The 20943-nt window shown below is 49.0% G+C and carries 15 protein-coding genes; 9 read left to right on the top strand and 6 right to left on the bottom strand.

All coding sequences use genetic code 11. The features are described 5' to 3' along the window. The first annotated feature begins 8 nt into the window (after window positions 1–8). On the top strand, window positions 9–389 hold the full coding sequence (locus NC980_RS13985) for a hypothetical protein (RefSeq protein WP_190376670.1): 381 nt from the start codon (window positions 9–11) through the stop codon (window positions 387–389). Here the strand turns inward: NC980_RS13985 and NC980_RS13980 are convergent. After that, a complete protein-coding gene (locus NC980_RS13980; protein WP_242026818.1) occupies window positions 386–3466 on the bottom strand; it encodes a glycerol-3-phosphate acyltransferase in 3081 nt (1026 codons plus the stop codon). The genes NC980_RS13985 and NC980_RS13980 overlap by 4 nt on opposite strands. A 6-nt stretch (window positions 3467–3472) precedes the next feature. After that, window positions 3473–4111 carry an alpha/beta hydrolase gene (locus tag NC980_RS13975; protein ID WP_190376669.1) on the bottom strand — a complete coding sequence of 213 codons (639 nt, stop codon included), beginning with the start codon at window positions 4109–4111 and terminating at the stop codon, window positions 3473–3475. 462 nt (window positions 4112–4573) lie between these two features. On the opposite strand from NC980_RS13975, the gene NC980_RS13970 reads away from it, so the two are divergent. The 5 genes from NC980_RS13970 (at window position 4574) to NC980_RS13950 (ending at window position 14863) form a co-directional block, all read left to right on the top strand. Continuing rightward, the gene (locus tag NC980_RS13970; protein ID WP_190376668.1) at window positions 4574–7012 is read left to right on the top strand and encodes a hypothetical protein; all 2439 of its coding nucleotides are present in this window, start codon (window positions 4574–4576) and stop codon (window positions 7010–7012) included. A gap of 17 nt (window positions 7013–7029) precedes the next feature. Continuing rightward, window positions 7030–7590, top strand: a complete 561-nt coding sequence (locus NC980_RS13965) for a hypothetical protein (RefSeq protein WP_190376667.1) — start codon at window positions 7030–7032, stop codon at window positions 7588–7590. Window positions 7591–7659: 69 nt separating this feature from the next. Next, the gene (locus tag NC980_RS13960) at window positions 7660–9168 is read left to right on the top strand and encodes a hypothetical protein (protein WP_347272598.1); all 1509 of its coding nucleotides are present in this window, start codon (window positions 7660–7662) and stop codon (window positions 9166–9168) included. Continuing rightward, window positions 9165–12581 (top strand): TonB-dependent receptor, encoded by a 3417-nt coding sequence (locus NC980_RS13955; RefSeq protein WP_190376666.1) that lies wholly within the window; start codon window positions 9165–9167, stop codon window positions 12579–12581. The genes NC980_RS13960 and NC980_RS13955 overlap by 4 nt, the downstream gene beginning before the upstream one ends. A gap of 113 nt (window positions 12582–12694) precedes the next feature. Further along, a complete protein-coding gene (locus tag NC980_RS13950) occupies window positions 12695–14863 on the top strand; it encodes a DUF11 domain-containing protein (protein WP_199298497.1) in 2169 nt (722 codons plus the stop codon). Here NC980_RS13950 and NC980_RS13945 read toward each other — a convergent pair. Beyond that, window positions 14860–15399, bottom strand: coding sequence for a DUF456 family protein (locus NC980_RS13945; protein ID WP_190376665.1), 540 nt, complete (start codon window positions 15397–15399; stop codon window positions 14860–14862). The genes NC980_RS13950 and NC980_RS13945 overlap by 4 nt on opposite strands. 10 nt (window positions 15400–15409) lie before the next feature. Beyond that, complete coding sequence (locus NC980_RS13940) at window positions 15410–16252, bottom strand: M48 family metalloprotease (protein WP_190376716.1); 843 nt, start codon at window positions 16250–16252, stop codon at window positions 15410–15412. Between the two features lie 271 nt (window positions 16253–16523). On the opposite strand from NC980_RS13940, the gene NC980_RS13935 reads away from it, so the two are divergent. From NC980_RS13935 to NC980_RS13925, 3 genes are all read left to right on the top strand, one after another. Next, window positions 16524–16817 carry a DUF4870 domain-containing protein gene (locus NC980_RS13935; RefSeq protein WP_190376715.1) on the top strand — a complete coding sequence of 98 codons (294 nt, stop codon included), beginning with the start codon at window positions 16524–16526 and terminating at the stop codon, window positions 16815–16817. Between the two features lie 107 nt (window positions 16818–16924). After that, window positions 16925–17296 (top strand): hypothetical protein, encoded by a 372-nt coding sequence (locus NC980_RS13930; RefSeq protein WP_190376664.1) that lies wholly within the window; start codon window positions 16925–16927, stop codon window positions 17294–17296. 27 nt (window positions 17297–17323) lie between these two features. Beyond that, on the top strand, window positions 17324–17593 hold the full coding sequence (locus NC980_RS13925) for a DUF2171 domain-containing protein (RefSeq protein WP_190376663.1): 270 nt from the start codon (window positions 17324–17326) through the stop codon (window positions 17591–17593). Window positions 17594–17637: 44 nt separating this feature from the next. On the opposite strand, the gene NC980_RS13920 is transcribed toward NC980_RS13925, so the two are convergent. Then, on the bottom strand, window positions 17638–19329 hold the full coding sequence (locus NC980_RS13920; protein WP_190376662.1) for an ABC transporter ATP-binding protein/permease: 1692 nt from the start codon (window positions 19327–19329) through the stop codon (window positions 17638–17640). A gap of 79 nt (window positions 19330–19408) precedes the next feature. Next, on the bottom strand, window positions 19409–20899 hold the full coding sequence (malQ, locus tag NC980_RS13915; protein WP_190376661.1) for a 4-alpha-glucanotransferase: 1491 nt from the start codon (window positions 20897–20899) through the stop codon (window positions 19409–19411). Window positions 20900–20943: the final 44 nt, after the last annotated feature.

The raw sequence follows: 20943 nt of genomic DNA, 5'->3' as shown, positions 1-20943 counted from the left end.
ACATCTTTATGCAGCCGAATTCAGAATTTCTCACACCCGAAGAATGTATCGAAGTCGATAAAGCGCTGTTAACCTCAAAAGATAAGTTCTCAGCGCGAGTGGCAATTTATTCCTTACGATCGCTCAAAAAAATCGCTCAAGCGTCAGGACAAGCGATCGCGGATCTTCAACTCCCACAAATTGAAGATTGGATCTATCAAGATGAAAGCTTACAGGGCGGGATTGATAACGAGTTTAAGAAGTTCTTCTCGAAGCTTGTCGTTGCTTCGATCAATCCCTTAATGCAGATTGCACAGACGAATGGAACACCGATCGAATCGCTGACGGTTCCGCAAGTGGTCGCTTGGTTTGAGGCAAAAGCCAAAGAAGCCCTGAAATCTCAACCTTAGAGAATTTCGATCGTTCCCTGCTGCCCATTAATCCGAACGCGCTGCCCGTCTTGCAGAATTTCGGTCGCGTTCGGAACATCCATCACTGCCGGGATACGATATTCTCGCGCCACGATCGCGCCATGTGAAAGCCGTCCGCCGACTTCGGCAATCAGTCCGCCGACTCGCGCTAGTACGGGCATCCAACCAGAGTCCGTATAGGGAACGACGAGAATGGTTTCACGATCGACATTAATCGAACCATTGAGCGATCGCAGCACTCGGATTGTTCCCTCGACTTGCCCCGCGCTGGCTCCGATGCCTTGTAATCGGTCTGAGGCTTGCCATGTTGGGAGTTGGGGAGCGGGGGGATCGTCGCCATAAACGAGTTGGGGAATTGGGGAGAGTTGGCGATCGTGGTCGAATTGCGATCGACGCTGCTCGATCAGTTGGGAAAATTGAGCTTGGAATTCTGGGTTTGAACCCGTGGCTTGCTGGATTTCCGCATAGGTCAGAAAGAAGATGTCACCCGATTCGGAGAGAATGCCGGACTTGAGCCAAAGTTGTTCGATCGCCACAAATCGCCAGCGCAGTTCTGCGAGTAAACGACTGTAAATTTCAGTGACTTTTCCCTTGAGGGCAATGCGTCGCTGAACGCCTTTGTTTTTGATCTGCGGGGCTGCAGGGGCGGGAGTGGGACTTAAGCAAAATTGTTGGAAGAGTTCGCGCACAGGTTGCGGTTGTTCACGCCAAGTTGGGACAGCGATATCGGTTCCGACTTCGCTTAAGTAACCGTATTGGTCGAGGAGTTGATCAAACTGCTTCAGAATGGCTTGTCCCTGATCCGTTTGAGCAAGTTGAACGAACAGATCTTCTTGACTCTCGGAATTTTCTAACACGGATCGCGCAGAAGCCGCCAAATCAGAGAGCGATCGCAGTGCTGCAACTTCCGGAGTGTCTCGGTTATCTAGGTCTTCATCGCGGACTCGAAAGACTGCTTTTCTGAGTGCCGCACTCAAAGGAGCAAGAATGCTGTAATAGGTCGATCGCTCTAATAGTTCAAGAATTTGCTGAATTTCTTGAGTAATTTGCTGGATCTCTTGAGTGTCAAGCTCAATGTTTTGTGTTCCAGATGGAAGTTCTTGTGTTCCAGACCGAAATTCTTGTGTTCCAGATGGAAGTTCTTGTGTTCCAGACCGAAGTTCTTGTGTTCCAGACCGAAATTCTTGTGTTCCAGATGGAAGTTCTTGTGTTCCAGACCGAAGTTCTTGTGTTCCAGACCGAAGTTCTTGTGTTCCGATCGCAAACGTTTCTGCCGAGAACGAGAAATTTCTCAGTTTAAGCAGCATCGGTCTAAAGTAAAGCTGCTCGTCTCGTGCAAAATCCTGCTCCAATCGCATTTCACGCTGAAGCAATCGCAGCAATCCGGGCAAATTTGCGATCGTCGATCGTGTCGGTGGCTTGCTGAACTTTGCCCCTCTGGTTAAAAACTCCAAACTCTCAGCAGGCAATCCCATCCGCCGGAAAATCTGCCCTAACAATGTGGCATTGAAGTAGGCGTGTGAATAGTGTAAGGTTGCCGTTTCAGTAAAATCCAAGCCTGAAGCACGATTGCCTAAGACGATCGTAAAAATTTTCCCCCAAACTCCGCAAGTCAGCGGACGATTAATCGACCAAGTTAAAGGACGAATTGCACCGGGAATCACTTCTGCGGCAATTTTGCGTGTCCAAATTGGGGCGAGCGTTGTAATCGATCGCGATTGCAGCACCCACAAAGTTTCCCCATCAAAACTCCACTCAATATCCTGTGGCACTCCATGAAAATGCTCTTCTAAATGCCGCGCTAGGTATGCCACTTGCTGAATTAATCGCCCTGGAACCGTTCCTTTTCCTTCGATTTCGAGCGTCGCATCCTCTGGTAGTCTCCAATCCGCCCCGACTTCTCGCACATTCACCTGATAACTTTCGGGTGTCTCTTGTCCTGAAACCACACGATCGGCAGTCCCTGGTAACGCTTCAATCAATACGCTGTCACCCTGCCGCGTAATCGGATCACGACTAAACGCCACTCCCGAAAACACCCCCCGGACTTGCTGCTGAACGAGCACCACCATCGACGCATCAGAAATTTCTCGATCGCGCCGATACTTCACGGCGGATTCCTGCTCATACGACTCCAAACATCGCAAAATCGCAGGTAAAAGTAATTCTCGATGCGTAATATTTGCGATCGATTCATACTGCCCTGCTGCGGAAGCCGATTCAGAATCCTCTCCGATCGCGGACGATCGTACAATCAACGGATTCTCTCGCGAGGGTTGCAATGCTTGAATCAACGGTTTCGGATCATCTCCGGGCAACAAGATGCAAGCATCCGGAACCGGATAGCCCGATCTCTTTAATTCCGAAAGCGTTGCCGCCTTTTGTCCAACTTTCTCCGCTTTCAAGATTTGATCGAGTGTCAGGAGCGATCGATCCTCCCTTAGAAATTGAAACATCGCCTGTGATCCTCTCTGCGCTTGGTCTGGTTTAAGGTTTAAGTCATCTGGGATCTGGTTATAAATCCACCACAAAAAAGCTGCAAGTGCGATCGCGCTTCCAATCAACGGAGTCTCCGACGGATGCCGCAAGGCTGTGATCAGCGGAAACAAAATCAGAACGCCAAACTTGCCCGATCGCCGTTCTCGCAGAATCGTAAACCCAATTCCCCCGATCAAAAATACAAGAAACGAGGTGATCGGATCATGCACCGCATAGCCCCACACCACATTCGTTGTGCCTGCTCCTTTGCCGATAAAATACCGCCCGTAAACCAGCGCAATCAGCGAAATCACTTCCCACTCTGGACGATCGGGAAAAAACGATCGGGCTAACAATACCGCTGCAATTCCCTTAAACGCCTCAGACAATACGGCTAAAATCCCGACAATCTTCCCCCCGTGATAAAACGCGGCTGAAACACTGAGATTTCCTGTCCCCAATTCGGACAGTCGTTTCCGAGTCAGAGTGCGGGTGATCCAACTAATCAGCGGCAACCCTCCCAGAATCGGACACAGAACAAAAATCAGCAGAGAACCCCAAACAGGCATCAACGTCATAGCGCGTTACTTCGAGTCGATCGTTTCCTTGATGTTCGCCCAAAACTTCCAAACTTCCTGCATTACCGCAGAATGAATTCGCAAATCGGGATGAGACACACCAGACAGACAGACAAATTCTGCACCGTGAATGACCGCCGATTCAACGGTAACAACGCCATCGTGTCCGTCACCACAATCGCTTGCCACCACTAAAGTTGGAATTTCTGCGGCAATCCTCTGCGCGATCGCGCTTCGATTAATTCCTAAATCTCTCGCAATTCCAATCCCCCAACCAAACGGATCGACCTTGCGGGCAATATGCGATCCTCCGATCGGCGCACCCAGCAGCACCAACGAATGCACCCACGACCACCATTCGGGATGCCGATCGAGCAATTCCACCCACAACACTCCCCCCATCGAAGTTGCAATAATCCGAATCGGCACATCAGGATATTTACTTAACGTATCGCTCACCACCGCTTGAACACTCTGAATCAGCGGTTCTAAATAAAACAAAGTCCTAACCCAGTGCAATTCGGGTGCAACGATCAGAGTATCTTTCAGATCCAATGCGTGAGCCAATCGAGCGATCGTCTGACTCCCTGAAAGATCCGTCATGCCATGTTGAGCAAACAGGATGGTTTGGGGCTGAACAGTCATGTTTTCAGACCAACAAGAACTTTCTTCACCTTAGTAGATAAACGGGCGTTGCTGCTATAAACACGGATGCTGGATTTGAACGGATGCAAGGCAACAAAAATTCCCTAAGCAGCTATCAGCAGAAATTTATCGATGTCTAAGCTAGATAGCTTAAGCCAGATCAGTATGCTGTCAGTGATCCAACGGAACTTTTCCGGACTGTGCTGATAACTACAAGAAGCATGGGCACATTTCAATTGTAGATCTGTTCCCTTTGATAGATGTATTACAGCCTTCTGCTGAGTCTGGCAACTTAGAAATTTTGAGCCTTGTGTAGTTTTAGATGATTGTGATCGTGCTGAACTTTCGCGGCTGATCCTCTGACTCACTCTCTACTAGCTTCTTCGCTCGATCGCGCCCTCACAAATTCATGGTGGGGTCAAGCTTCATGCGCTCTCTTCAGTTCTTCTCCTGCCGCCCCGTATGAAAACAACCCCTTACCAGCTTTTAGCAGCGACGCTTCTAATCGGCAGTAGCCTTTCTGGGATCAAAGTCGCCCTCGCGCAGACTGTTGCTGACACCGAAATCAGTAACACTGCCACGGCAACCTATTCGGATGGCACAACCACCTACAACGCAACGTCTAACACTGTAACTGTCAGAGTTGCTGAAGTCCCAGGAATCATCATCTCAGCCGACACTCCGAGCAATCTCACTCCGAATGCAGGAGATACGCTCTATGTGGATTTCACCATCACAAACGTTGGGAACGATCCGACGCAGTTTTTCATACCGGGCACAGCTACTCTTTCCGATAGCACTAACTTCTCACTGAATGGGTCTTTGCAAATTGTTGCAGTCAACGGTTCAGATATCACTCCGGTCACTGTCCCTGCAGGCGGTGGTGCAACTGGAACCTTACTAAGCGCAATCTCAGGAGGAGGCTCGATTCCACCCAACGGGGGCAGTGGTGCAACTGGAACCGTCACCGTTCGCGTTCCGATTCAAGTGAATGGAACGGCTCCCGCAAGCGCAACGACAACGGTTTCTCTAGGTAACACCGCAACGCCAAATGCTCAGAACGTCGATCGCACGGGCAATGTAAACAATACGCTTGATGTCTACACCGTAGATAACCCAGACAGCGTCTCTGGTGAGACCGAGGGCGTTCTGACTCAAGTCAACGAAGCGATGGCAACCAGTATTTCGATCACTGTCAATGCTCGCTTGCAAGCCTTCGCCACCCTGCTCAAAGCGGCTTCAAGCTACAGCAACAACAACACACCCTCAGACCTCACAGACGATGCATTAACCTATTCACTAGCGCTACGGGTCGAAAATCCAACTTCTCCGCCTACGGGTCTAGTTGCTTCGGATCTCCATCCCACAGCGATTAACTTAGATGGCGGAACTGCAAATCAAAACCGCATCTTAGTATCGGATGCAATTCCAACCGCAACCGCGCTGAGCACAGCCACGCCCACCACACCCGACAATACCTGGCAAGTCGTCTACACAACTAGCGCCCTTTCAATTCCCGCCCACCAAGCCAAGTGGGTCACAATTCGTCCAAACTCCGGCACGATTACACGGGTTGGCTTTATCCGATCGACCGCGATCGCCAAAGGTACAACCGTTACAGGCTTCTCATTCTCGGTCAACCCTATCTCTGGCTTTACGGGTGGACGCATTGCCAACATTGCTCAAGTGTTTGGTCAATCACAGCCCGGAACTATCGCACCCGGAACTTCCACTCAACTGGTGTACGACGAATCCGGTGATCAATCCCCCAACAACCAGCTAGAAGGCAGCAACCCCGATCCAAACAGTGGTGGCGCGACTGCAACCGGACGGGGAATTGGGGATGGAGTCGCAAATCCGGCAAATGATGGCATTGATCCAGGTACCGGAACCACTCCAACCAATACTGCAACCACTAACCAAGGAGATCTCAACGATACAGACGGGGGTGAAGTTACGCTCTATACGATCGCAGCCGCACCGCTCAATGGTCCTAACGGTCGCCCTGATGCCATCAATACCACCAACAACAACGACTTTACCAACCGATCAATTGTGTTACCTGCGGGTCTCCCTCCAGGATTACCGTTAAACGATAGTCAAACGCTAGCGACAACATTTACCAACACCGTTCGGAACACAAGCAGCAGTCCAGCAACAATCTCCTTGATTCCAATTCCGCCAACTGTGCCAGATAGTCTAGCTACGGGAACGATCGTCACAATTACGGTTGGCTCAGATGTCGCAGCGTATGAATACAACGGCACAAGCTTTGTCTATCAATCAGGCACTAATACTAGCGCCACCAATCCGGTGAAGCTCACAACTGTTGCGGCAGGGGGAACGGCTAACTATACAGTGACGATCGATCTTCCCGGCGAAATCTCCCAGACTACCGGCTACTCCGTTCCAATCTTGGCGTTCATTGATGAGAACAATAACGGTAGCTCATCGAATGAGCCTGGAAACATTACAATCAATCGCCTCTACACCGGATATGTAGAACTTGAAAAAGATGCCCGCATTCTCGCTGGTGCAACCGAGATTGTGGGATATACAACCGATGAAGCGGCACTGAGCGCAGCCGCAAGACCCGGACGCATCATCGAATATCGCATTCGCTATCGCAATATCTCAACCCTAGCTCCGAACAATTCCGGGAGTGTTAATCTCCCCGCTAACAACCTGGTGATCACTGAAGATGGTGCAACTGCGCCGAACAATTGGTTCACCTCCACAAGAGACACCGTTGGCGGAACCCTTCCAGGCTCGGCAACTGCAACAAGCGGGGCCATCAGCGGCACTGCCAACAGCGGAGACATTCAAATCTATGTCAATACTCTCACCATCCTTGCACCTCAAGGAGCGGGGGAGTTTATTTTCCGCCGTGAAATCAGATAGTTCATCAGGAGTGAAGCATGAAACGGAATTTTGTTTGGGTAGGACTAGGAATTGTGGCAACGGTAGCAATGTTTCCGATCGACGGAACATTCGCTGCGGCAAGATTGCTCGATCGTGGGTTAGCGATTGCTCAAAACTTGAACCAACCGAAAGTTGAACTGCGGCTGATTGCAAAACAAAAGCTAATGCGGAAAGATGCTCAGGGCAAAGAGCAAGTGGCTTGGAATGAGTTAACCAAAGATACGATCGTGCAAAAAGGCACCATTCTGAGATTTCAAATCGTGGCGAAAAACACAGGTGATCGTGCGGCTGAGAAATTAGTAATCACACAGCCCGTGCCGAAAGGAACAATTTATGCGATCGGCACTGCGATCCCAAGCGGGGCTGAACTCAGCTACAGCATTGATGGCGGTAAAACCTTTAGCGCAAATCCGCTAGTACAGATGACATTACCCGATGGCAGAACTGAGATGCAGCCCGCATCTCCCGAAGCCTATAGCCATGTGCGCTGGACTTATGCAAAATCGATCGCACCCAAGAAGGGTCTAGAGATGACCTACGACGTAAGCGTTCGGTAGATATTTAGGACTTTGATTGCTTTGGTCAATCAAAGTCCGCTTCCCTGAAAATCCTACGCATTCAAGACTGTGAACTCATCGACCCTCCCGAAAGTGCAGCAGTTTTCCCGCGCGCTCAAAACGCTCAAAACATTGAGTGCTGCGATGTTACTTTGCGCTGTGAGTGCTTTCGCGACTCCTGCACAAGCTCAAACAAAGACCTCGACGATTACCAACCGCGCAACTTTTACCTACAACGATCCAGCAGGCAATTCATTTAGCAGTGTGACCAATCGGCTTCAGCAGGGCTTAATTGATCCTCTAGGGCGGATTACAGGCTGTGCAGGGGAAGCATTGTCAAGCTATTCAGGGTTTAGTGTGAGTGTGCATGCAGCAGATGCGTCTGGAGTTGAACTTGGTTCACTGGTGTCGCTAACAGAAACTGAACTTCCAGACATTCCGAACAATGGCGTTTCTGCTGGACTTGAGCCAAACCGTCAAAATAGCAATCCGTTCTTTCTGAGTGCTAACAGTGATGGTCGATATAACTTTCTGCTCGATGATGCACGGGGACAGTTAGCGATCGGCAATCAATACATTCTGGTGATTAACCCGCCTCAAGGCTCGATTTACAGTCAGCGTCGAGTGCGATTAACGATTACAGGTCGCAATGGACGGCAGGTGTCTTACACTGCGGTTTCGCTCGATGGTAGACCCTTGAGTACAACCACAGGAGTCAACTCCATTGATGGAGAGTTAACGATTCAAGATGCAGAGCAAGTGGGATTGTCGCTGGCTGCGATCGACTTAGATGCCACTCTCTGTCAGGCGCAAGCCATTCAACTCGTCAAAACTGCTGATCGAGCGACTGCGGTACCCGGAGACACGGTACTGTATCGACTATCTATTCGCAGTTTAGCGAGTGCTCCTGTTAGTAATCTTACAATCACAGATGTATTACCGCTTGGCTTCCGATTCCGGGAGAACAGTGCAAAAGCGGAATTTCAAAACACGATTGTTCCGGTTGCTGCGATCGAGAACGGTTCTACGATTACCTTTACGCTGCCGAACATTACCTTACCTCCCAACAACGGCACACAGACTCCAGTTCTCAATCTGGTGTATGCAGCAACATTAACCCCAGATGCCATTCGCGGCTCAGGGCAGAATCGCGCTCTAGTTCAAGCGACGCGATCGGACAATCAGGACATTGTGAGAGATGGCCCCGCGCTACATCGGCTCCGGGTTCGCAACGGCATCTTAACTGACTGCGGAACGATTATGGGTCGGGTGTTTGAAGATAAAAACTTTGATGGGGAACAACAGCCCGGAGAGCCTGGAATTCCGAATGCAGTAATTTTTCTGGATGATAGCAATCGCATCACCACAGATGTCAATGGATTGTTCTCCGTTGCAAATGTGCTAGCGGGCTATCGCACTGGCGTTTTAGATCTGACGAGCATTCCAGGTTATACCCTTGCGCCGAATCAAAGATTTGTTGAACGCAATAGCCAATCTCGCTTAGTTCGGCTTGCTCCGGGTGGATTGGTGCGAATGAACTTTGCGGTTACGCCAGCGCAACGGGAGGCGAGAAAATGAAAATTCGATCGGTTTACGCTTTCTGTCTGATTCCCTTGCTGGCGATCGTGTTCAAAGTCCCGCAAGCTGATGCCACTCCTGCTCCAGTTCAAACACAGTCTCAACCAACGCTAAAATTTATTTCTCCTGCGGTTAACAGTGTTCTCGACTTGCCGTCTGCAACGGTTGTGTTGCAATACCCCAAGGATGCAAAAGTTGAACTGTTTGCCAATGGTGAGCGAGTGAGCGATCGCTTGATTGGACGCACAGAAACGAGCAGCACTACGATTACACAAACTTGGTATGGAGTTGCACTCAAAGACGGCAAGAATACCTTAACCGCTCAAACGCTCGTTAATGGTGGAAAAGGTGCAACGGCTACGATCAACGTACAGGTTCGGGGCGAGGCAGCTAGACTCACTGTGAGTTCTGTTGAATCGCGTATTCCCGCAGATGGCCGATCGACCGCAACGATCGAAGGTCAGGTGTTAGATGCTCAAGGCAATCTCTCAAATCGAGAAACGACTGTTACCTTATCAGCAACCGCAGGCGAATTTATAGGTACAGATGCCGACAAAGAGCAGCCTGGATTTCAGGTGAAAGCACAGCAGGGACGATTTACCGCAACTTTGAGAGCGGGACTTGAACCGAGAGCCGTGACAATTCAGGTGCGGGCAAATGCGTTAGAAGCTTTCTCGCAGCTAAATTTTGAAACCGATCTCAGACCCTCGATCGCAACGGGTGTGATTGATTTGCGCTTTGGCAGACGTGGAACAGACTACTTTGGCAGGCTGAGAGATTTTAATCCCGAAGATCGAAACAATCCTTACCGACTGGGTGCGCAAGCGGCAGTGTTTGCCACAGGTCGGATCGGAACCTGGTTGTTTACCGGAGCGTTTAACAATAGTAGAACGCTGAATGAAACCTGCGATTCAACGGCAAGATTATATCGCGATATTCAACCCTGCGATCAGAACTATCCGATTTATGGCGATAGTTCTTCGACGACTGCAATTACACCCTCACGCGATAGTTTATTCCTCAGACTTGAGCGCACTTCTCCCGTTTCAGGAGCAGGGATAGACTATGCAATGTGGGGAGATTTCAATACCGAGGAATTTGCGCGACGATCGCAGTCATTCACTGCCACCACGCGCCAACTCCACGGATTCAAAACGAACTATAACATCGGTAATCTTCAAATTACGGGAATTTTTGCTGATAACTTAGAAGGCTTTCAGCGAGATACAATTCCACCCGATGGCACAAGCGGTTTCTACTTTCTATCGCGCCGATTGTTGCTCGAAGGCAGTGAGAATGTTTTTCTCGAAACTGAAGAACTGAATCGACCGGGAACAGTGATCGATCGACAATCCCTAAGCCGGGGTGCAGATTATGAGATTGCCTACGATCGTGGCTCACTATTATTCCGTCAGCCAATTTCAAGAACAGACATTGGTGTAAACGGTGAAACACTGGTTCGCCGGATTGTTGTAACCTATCAGTACCAACAGCGTGGATCGAATAACAATCTTTACGCAGGACGATTACAGTACAACTTTGCGCGAGGACTCGATCGTGAAAGCTGGGTCGGTGCAACCTATCTGCAAGAAAATCAAGGGGTACGTCAATTTGAATTATTTGGAGCCGATGCACTACTGAGATTCGGAACATCTACACAACTGATTGCCGAATATGCTCATTCCGAAAATTCATTAGACTTAGGTAGTTCAGTTCGCGGTTCAGCCTATCGCCTTGAACTCAACAGCCAAATTGCTCAGGGTATCTTTGGGCAAGCTTACTATCGTAAAACTGATGCAGGCTTTAACAACAATGCAACAACGAGCTTCACACCCGGACAAACTCGCTATGGCGCACAAGTTTCTGCCACCGTTTCTCCGACTACCAATGTTAGAGTGCAATACGACAAAGAAGACAATACTGGAATTGCCCCCCGTCCTCTCACTCTGATCGATGAATTGTTGACTCCTCGCACGGCTCCGATCCCTGGATCGCGAGTAGACAATTCTCTGACAACTATTACAGCAGGGATAGAACAACGCTTCGGAACTGCAAGCTTTAGCTTGGATTGGCTGTATCGCGATCGCCAAGATCGCCTAACTCCTGCAATCTTCTCTGGAAGCTCTGAACAATTGCGATCGCGGCTCACGTTTCCTCTGACTGAAACCTTAGCCTTCCTGGCTCAGAACGAAACAACTTTGTCCTCGGGAATTGATCCAGTCTTCAACGATCGCACTTTACTCGGCTTAAACTGGCAAGCACTCCCAGGAGTTAGAGTCCAGTTTGCTCAACAGTTCTATCATCGCGGACAGTTCGCCGGTCAATCGCTGACCAATCTCAGCGTGTTAGGTGAACATAAGCTATTTCGGGACACTACCTTAACCGGACGTTACACGCTGTTGGGCGGAGCAAATGGCACGAACATTCAAGCGGCGATCGGACTGAATCAAATTCTCAGAATCTCTCCTGGGCTGAGGGCAAATCTTGCATACGAGCGCGTGTTTAGTACGATTTCGAGCCGCAGTGCCGCAGAAACTATCTTCGCACAACCGTTTGCAGTCGGACAAAGTGCTGCAAGCTTAGGCTTAGAAAGTGGAGATAACTATAGTATTGGGCTGGAATACTCGGATGAGTCCCGCTTTCAGGCGAGTGCCCGCTTTGAGCGTCGAACTTCCTCAGCAGGTGCAAATACTGTGATTTCAGCAGGTGCCGCCGGAAAAATTAGCCCTGCGCTCACTGCACTGTTTCAGTATCAACAAGCCAATGCCGCGAATCAAACTTTAGTGGGACTCGATGATACAAAGACGTTAAGACTAGGACTGGCATATCGAGATCCGAACGACGATCGCTTTAATGCTTTACTCCGCTACGAATACCGCAAAAATCCCTCAACAATTCCCGATACGATTCTGTTTGGGAGCGGCACAGGCACAACCGAAAACCTGTTTGCACTTGAAGCGATCTACGCTCCGAACTGGCGTTGGGAATTCTACGGAAAGTTTGCCCTGAGAGATAGTACTTCGTATCTAGCGAGTGATTTAGCTGGAACCAGCACTGTTACCTTGGCGCAAGGTCGAGTGGTTTACCGATTGGGCTATCGGTGGGATGTCGCCGTCGAGGGACGTTGGATCGGACAATCGACCACAGGCTTTAACGAACTCGGTTGGGCACTCGAAGCAGGATACTATCTCACGCCAGATTTGAGACTTTCAGCAGGTTATAGCTTCGGACGGGCAAACGATCGCGATTTTACGGGTTCGCGATCAACCAGTGGGCTGTATCTTGGCGTAACCCTGAAAGTGAATGAGCTGTTCAACGGATTTGGGCTGCAACGGTTCCCCAAGCCGCAAACGCCGCCTGAACAACAAACCGTGATGCAATCTGATGCCAAAGCCCCCTCTCAGCCACATTAAATCATCCTGCTATGACTTGCTTACTTCAACTGCTTCTAACCCTTAGAAAGTCTTCTCAATATTTCGGAAGGATAGGAACTTTTATCGCTTGTCTTTGGCTTACTGGAACGCAAGTGGCACAAGCAGAAGGCAGCCGCACACTTTATCCTTCAGGGGCGACAGGGAATCGAGCAAACTTAGAGTGGCGAACAGACTTTTCCTACGGCAATACATTACGACGACGAACACTACTAAAAGTTTATGCCAAAGCAGGCGAGAGGATTCTACTCGGTTCAAGTAACACCACTTCTAGTGCTGATATCCTAGTGTTCAACCCTGGTCGTGTTACAGGTCCGATCGGTAGTGAAGCAGTTCCAGTTTCTTCATCGGCTGACTTTCGATGTTCTGTTCAACGCACAAGTCTAGGTGATACAGCGCGAGGACGCATTACAACTCGCACCATGGAGCTAGCAGGTCCACAAGCGATTTCTGGAACGGGCAACACTAGCGGCTATCTTCCTTGTTACTACACTGCTCCAACAACGGGAGTTTATGATGTGGTTGTTTTTGGTCCAAATACAACAGAGGGCACCCCGAACGGATCGATCGACAGCTTCAATACTGATAACAATGGTCAAGGAAATAGTGTTGCCGCTTGGGATGTGACGGTTCGGGACAGCAATCCCAATTCAACGACCGATAAAAACGGTCGAGTATTTACCTACTACTTTGCGTTCTTTGCTGGAAGCAATGGGCGACCCTTATACTTCTCGGTCTATCCGGTTACGAATGATGGCTATCGTTACAAGATTACTTTACGAGGGCTTGATCCTGCTGGCTTCCTGCTCTACGGAAATCAGGTTGGATTTTTTGACAGCGATGGCAAGACTCCGCTCTATCGCGACTTAATTGGACAAAATAGAGACTTGGATTCACCTGATGGAGAGGTTAGCCTTTCCCGCCCTCAGTTTGCAACCTTTCTCAATGATCCTGATATTGAGGCTTTAGCTTTTGTTAATCGCTATGCTGTGGATGGTAATTTCGTCGGGGTGGGAATTCCGCTCATACCTGCTCAACCGGATGTGGATTCCCTAGCGTTTTCAGGCAAATTTAACGCAAATACCAGTATTGTCAACCAGGGTGGGACTTTTAGGTTTAACAGTACGATCGCAGGCAATTATCAATTAGTGATTAGTCGTGATGGTTCTAACTTTGATCCCACAAACCTCAATAATCGAGTGCTGCGCGGTGTAATGTCTGCATCAGGGCTACAATCTGTCGATTGGGATGGAAGAGATAATAGCGGTGTCGCTTTTCCAGCCGGTAGCTATCCAGCTCGAATTCGTGTCCATGCAGGCGAGTACCATTTTCCGCTCCTGGATGCTGAAAACAATGCCTTTGGTGGTCCGACAATCGAGTTGCTGAATGCCACCAATCCACTCGGTAACTTTCAAGCCTTTTACGACGATCGAGGATATCGCACAGCCGACGGTGCAATTGTCGGAACTGTAGGGCAGGTTTTATGTGGTATCAATCCACCCTCCCCGAGCTTTAGTGATCCGATCAGTGGATTTGACACTCGTACAAACGATCGTCAGTATGGAGTCCCTTCAAGTACAGGAAACACCAATACTAAATGTACGGGTTCATTTGGGGACACCAAAGGCTTAGATATCTGGACTTATTTTCCTAGTGGCGCAAAACTCACCAATGTCAATATCATCAATACTCCATCCGCCAACTTACGGCTAGTGAAACGGATTACGGCACTTAATAGTACAAACTACACAAATCTCATTGATGACCCCGCAGATTCGAGTGACGATAGTTCACGAAACTGGATCGCTAACTATATTGTAGGTCGCACTGGGAAAGGCGTTACTGCGGGCGATTTCGTTCCGGTTAAACCCGGTGATAGCTTAGAGTACACAATTTACTTTCTCTCAGATGGAAGTAGTCCTGCTCAGAATGTGACGATCTGCGACTTGATTCCACCCAACACAACGTTTATTCCGAATACCTTTAATACCAGCACACCGAAGGATAGCCCCACATCTGCAGGCAACTTTGGGATGCAACTAACGATCGACAGCGCCACGGTCTATCTCAGTAATGCCGATGATGTACCCGATCGAGGTCAGTTCTTTGCACCGGGAACTGCTGCTCCTTGCGGTGCAAACGGAGCATCGGTCATTGTTCCAAATGGGGCAATCATGCTGAAATTAAACAATCTTCCCAATGCCACTGCAAAGGGCACTCCGAATTCGTTTGGCTTTATTCGGTTTCGAGCGAGAGTGAATTAAGCCCACATCACCGATGACCAGGTTGACCAAACAAAGATGCCAACGGCTGCGATCGCTAACACAACTTCGATTAAGTTTCCGATCAGTGCGCCAAAGCCGATCGCGAGACTCACTTTTCCCGCCGTTTTAAGGCGTTCTGAGGCTGGGAGATTGCGGCGATAAAGATACTCACCGATAAATCCACCCAATAGACCACCGACGAGGATTCCAGCAATGGGGCCACCAAGCGGCAACGCAGGCAACAACCCAAAAAAGCCGATCGCCATGCCCGCAAGCATTCCATACTGGCTCCACTTACTCGCTCCTGCTTGTTTGGCTCCCCAGTAAGAGCCGAGCCATTCTACAACAGCACTCAGAATCAGCGCCACGAAGATCAATCCGAGCGGCAGTAGCGGAATGGCAAACTTTGTCACCACACACCACACTAAAATTGCTGCCAGAATTAAGCTAGGCCCCGGCACTCCGGGTAACACTGCTCCCGCAACTCCAACTAGCATCACCGCGACTAATACCCAGTACAAAATCATTAGATTCATGGTGTTTCTCCTATCTGCGGCGAACCACTTGAGCAAAGCGATCGCGCCCGTCTTCTAAGTTCGTCGGAATGCCTTGAGGAAAGGACTTTTGAATCGCCGCTTTCAAGGTTTGTAAGCGATTTCCGGGGTCGGGATGAGAACTGAGAAACTCTGGTTTTCGTCCTCCCGAACTCTGCGCCAAAATTTGCATGAGTTCGAGAATGCCGCGCGGGTCGTAGCCTGCTTGAAGCATGAATTTTAGTCCGAGTCGATCGCTTTCCGCCTCATCCTGGCGACCGTAGCGGAGGTTAACAAGCTGATTTGCGGCTTGAGCGATCGCGGCGGCTCCCTGTCCGCCATCTTCTCCACCACTTGCCGCAACTCCGATCGCGTTCACCAGAGAAACACCAAGCTGCTGTTTGGCGAGATGCTCGGCTCCGTGTCGCCCAACTACGTGACCGACTTCATGCCCTAATACGGCAGCTAGCTGCGCTTCTGAGTTCATTCGTCCTAGAAGTGCTGCGGTAATGAAGATTTGTCCGCCTGGAAGCGCAAAGGCATTGACTGTCTGGGAATCGCGCAGCAGATGGAACTCAAACGGGTAGGGCGCTTTAGCAGCCTCCGATCGCTGAACCACCCGTTCACCAACTGCATCGATGTAGTCTTGCAGCGATTGCTCAGGGAAAAGTCCGCCGTGCCGAGTTGCCATTTGCTGACGGCTTTGCAGTCCGAGCGCGATTTCTTGTCGGGGCGACAGTTGAACGCGCTGGTTTTCGCCAGTAACGGGATTGACATTCGTTGCCCCGAAGTAGCTAAAGAGACTCCCAACCGCAAACACCAGCCCTAAGATTAACCGAATTAGAACACTCACAATAGTCGTTAAAAAGATGCGATCGATGTATTCTGAAATGCTCTAATGAAATAGATCAATCAGCCTAGAGGTACAGTTCTTTGTGAACTTTGGGCGCTATTGGATACATTAGATGAATGAATCACCCTTAGATTTATCCGTGCGACGTTGGGGGATGAGTTGTCATTTGTCGGGATTGTTGGCGATCATAGTCTGCTCGGTTGCACCGATTCCGTTCTTGGGAGCGCTGTTTCCTTATCTTGTTTGGAGACTGGGGCGCGCTTGACATCCATTTATCGATCAGCAAGGGCGAGAAGCGATTAATTTTCAACTCTCGATGACAATCTATCTGTTGATTGGTGTAATTTTTTGGACTTTTCTGGCATTTACGACTTGCATGGTTGCAATTACAGGTGCATCCCCAAGTCAGACTATTTTTGGTACTGTTTTTGGTTGGTTGCTAGTGCTCGGTATAGCGACGCTTGTGCTGTTCGCGGGATTTATGATTGTGGTAATCAGCTTTGCTGCCGTGAAAGCCAGCCGAGGACAGTCGTACCGCTATCCGTTCAGGATGCAGTTTTTGCAGTGATTGTGGTTCACTTTAGACGCAGTGTGAAATTGAATCTGTCTTACAGGAGAAGCAGTGACGATCGCAGCAGCTTAGAATGCGACTCAGCTTTTATCTAAAGAGGTTAAATGATGCCTATCGCTTTATCGGCATTGCAGCGAGGGTTGCGCCGAACGATCGCAGTCGTGTCGCTTGTTGTATTGTTTACTGTATCTAACTTTGTATTTCTAAACTTACCGAGCTACGCTGCACCTCCATCTTCGTCCTCTTCGATTAGTGCCGAAGAGCAGATCGATCGGGCGTTTGAAGAAACTGAGGCAGCAGGGATTCAAGAAGAGATCTATCAACAACGTCTGCAAGAAGGACAAGACCCTGAGAAGATGCCCGGACCGTTTAAGCGGATTGTGGATGCGGAAGGAAAGGAAGTTCCTGAAACCAGCTTGATTGAGACTTCAGTGAGCAAAGTACGGGAACTGACCCAGAAAGTTACGGGCAAATAAACCATTTTTTATATCGAGGACACAATCGTGGACATTTCTAAAATTAGAGCAGATTTAGCAATTTATGCTGAAGGCCCTGGCGGTTTGGATGGCGCATCAGATGTGCACATCGGAACTGTAGATCAAGTTGAGGGCGGAAAGTATATCAAAATGAAAAAGCTTGATTCTCCCGATCGACAGCATCATTGGTTTCCTGTCACTTGGGTTCGGGCAGTTGATGAAAGTGCTGTGTTTTTGAACAAACGGATCGATGAAGTGCTTAAAGAGCTGATGAATGAGGCTCCGGCGGAAGTCTAGTTTTTCAGAGCGGCTCGATCGTTTGATCGGAGCCGCTCTTTGTTTCAATTGCTAACTTCTTGCGGATGTTTTAATTTCCAGGTTTTGTCCTGCGAGAATTCCAGAATGGCTTGATGATATTTTGCTAATGTCGATCGATGTCCCACACTGAGGAAAGTTGTCCCAACTCGCTCTAAATGCTCGTATAATCGCTCCTCGTTTGCTTGATCTAAAGCGCTGGTGGCTTCATCGAGAATGGCATAATCTGGCTTATTCAACAGCAATCGAGCAAAGGTAAGGCGCTGTTGTTCTCCCAGCGATAAGACATCTGACCACTCTTGTTTTGCTCCAAAGCCCCCGAAGCGATCGGCTAAATCCGCTAAATTAACTTGCTCTAATATCTGTTGTAGCTGAGCATCTTCGATTTCAAGATCAGAGTTTGGATAAAGCAACTGATCGCGCAAGGTTCCCAACACCATGTAAGGACGTTGCGGTAAAAATAGAACCTGATCTAAATTGGGACGCACGATCGTTCCAGTCCCAGAGTTCCATAAGCCTGCGATCGCTCTTAATAAAGAACTTTTACCGCAGCCACTTGCACCCATGACTAAAAGCCCTTGCTGTTTGGGAAGCTCGATTGATAAGTTTTCAACTAATGTACGTTGTCGGTTTGGAGTTTGAAGGGTTAGGTGTTCGATCGTGATGCGATCGTCTTCGGTGGTTTGAATGATTGCTTGTTCATCTACAGCATCTTTTTGTTCTAAAAATTCTGCAAAGCTGGATAGACGATTAATTCCAGCCCCAAAGGTTGTTAACGCTTGGAATCTTGCAACAACAACATTGAGCGAGAAGAACACTCGAACAAATGCGCCTTGAGCTTCAGTCACTTTACCCACTTCCATCTCTCCCGCAAAGATTGCAGGAGCAACGACTAAAGCAGGCAGAATGAACGGAATAAACTCATACGCATTCGTCAACACATTCAGATTGAGTTCCCAAATCAGCAGCCGTTTCACATTCTCAAATACTTCAAGAAACCGCGCTTTGACTTGGTTCGATTCTTGTTCTTCGCCCCGATAGAACGCGATCGCTTCAGCATTCTCGCGAATCCGCACCAAGCTAAATCGAAAATCTGCTTCTTTTTTCAGTTGCTCAAAATTCAGTCGCACCAAAGGCTTGCCAAAGACAACGGTGGTTACAAGCGTTCCCGCCAGCGCATACAATACTAGAAAAATCACTAGCGGTTTAGAAATGCCCCAAAGCACCCCACTAAAGGCAATCACCGAGAGAACCGATTCAACTAGAACCAACAAAAAGGCAAGCGACTCTTGCGTAAAGCTCCGAACATCTTCAGCGATTCGCTGATCGGGGTTATCAATTTCAGGTTTTGCGGTCAGTTCATAATAAGCCCGATCGTTAAAGTAACTATCCACAAAGCGCGTCGTTAGCCAACGTCGCCACTGTAAGCTGAGACGATCGCGTAGATAGCGATAGCCTGCAAGCAATGGCGCATAAATCACCAGAACAGCAATAAACACAAACACGGTTTGCCAGAATCGCGATTCATCACGGGCAGAAAGCGCGGAAATTAACACGCCTCGCTTGTTGTTCAGAATCACGCTCAAACCCGTGTACGCCAGTAAAAATAGCACCACACCCAGCAACAAGCCTCTTGCCTGCCACTTTTCGTTCCCTTGCCAGTAGGGTTTCGCGATCGTCCAGAATTGCCGAAAACCGCTCAAGTTCAATCGATCCATGTATGCTGTCCTAGAAACGCTGCAATTGATTTACAGCGTAAGCGGAACCCCGCAACTTGAAACCTTCTTGCAAGATGATTTATGGCTTCAGCCGACTGTAGCAAGCGGTCATCGATCGTAGCTTTTCCGCCAGTTCATCGGTGAGCAGTTCAGAGCTTGGATATCGCCAACGCCAATTGCCTGCATATTGGCTTGGATCATTCATGCGCGATCGTCCATCCAGTCCTAGAATGTCTTGCAGCGCTGGAATTGCCCAAACCGACACAGACGCAAACGCCATCCGGACTAATGCCCAATGAATGTTTGTCTCATCCGGAGTATAGCCAATGTACTGCGCGAAGAATTCTTTTTCGTGCGGTGTTGCTGTGTTCCACCAGCCGATCGCAGTATCGTTATCGTGTGTCCCAGGATAAACGATGCTGTTTTGAACATAGTGATGCGGTAGATGTGTGTTGTTTGCATCATCACTAAAAGCGAACTGTAGAATCTTCATGCCGGGGAACCTGAAGCGATCGCGTAGCTCCTCAACTTCGGGGGTAATAATCCCAAGGTCTTCCGCCAGAATTGGCAATTCGCCTAAACGCGCTCCCAAGGTTTCAAAAAACTCGGCTCCCGGTGCTTCGATCCATTCTCCATTGATCGCCGTTTCTTCACCGGCGGGAACTTGCCAATACGCTTGGAAGCCCCGGAAATGGTCAACTCGAACAATATCAACATACTGCAAAGTGGTTTGAAAGCGCTGAATCCACCACTCATACTTGCTTTTCTGGAGTTGATCCCAGTCATAAACGGGATTTCCCCAAAGCTGCCCAGTGGCGCTGAAGTAATCTGGTGGAACACCTGCAATAAAGGTCGGCTCAAACGTGTCTCGATCGAGCTTGAAAATCTCTGGATGCGCCCAGACATCGGCGCTGTTATGGCAAACATAGATCGAAATATCACCAATAATCTGAATGTTCTTAGCATTGGCGTAGTGCCGCAATTTCATCCACTGTTCAAAGAACTTGAATTGTAGAAATTGATGAAACTGGATGGATGGCTGCAAGGCTTCAGTTGCCGATTTAAGAGCATCAGGATCGCGTTTTGCTAGTCCTCGATCCCAGTGATGCCAATCTTTTCCAGGGTTGGCTTCAAGTAATGCCATAAACAATGCAAAATCATCTAGCCACTGGGATTGCTGCTGGCAAAATTCCTTGAAATCAGGCTGTGGCTTGAAGCGATCGAACGCTAACTTCAGCAGTTTGGTCTTGTAAGGAATCACGCGATCGAACTCAACTCGCTCCCGTCCCCCTTCAATCGGGATCACTTCTTCAGGCTTCAGTAATCCTTCTTCGGCAAGCTGCTCCAAGCTAATCATCAATGGATTACCAGCAAACACGCTGAAATTCATGGTGTAGGGTGAATGTTCGTAGCCGGTCGGAGCCAACGGCAAAATTTGCCACAGCGTTTGACCACTTTTGGCGAGAAAATCCACAAACTCATATGCAGATCGCCCTAAATCCCCAATGCCAAACTCACTCGGTAAACTCGTCGGATGCAGAAGAATTCCGCTCGATCGCTGAAACATCACCCATTCTCCACGCTTGCCATCGCTGAACTTTACTAAACTCTGTG

The organism is Leptolyngbya sp. AS-A5, from assembly GCF_039962495.1.
Taxonomy (GTDB): domain Bacteria; phylum Cyanobacteriota; class Cyanobacteriia; order Leptolyngbyales; family Leptolyngbyaceae; genus Leptolyngbya.
The sequence above is the reverse complement of the archived record's forward strand: the minus strand, read 5'-3'. Positions and strand labels throughout refer to the sequence as shown.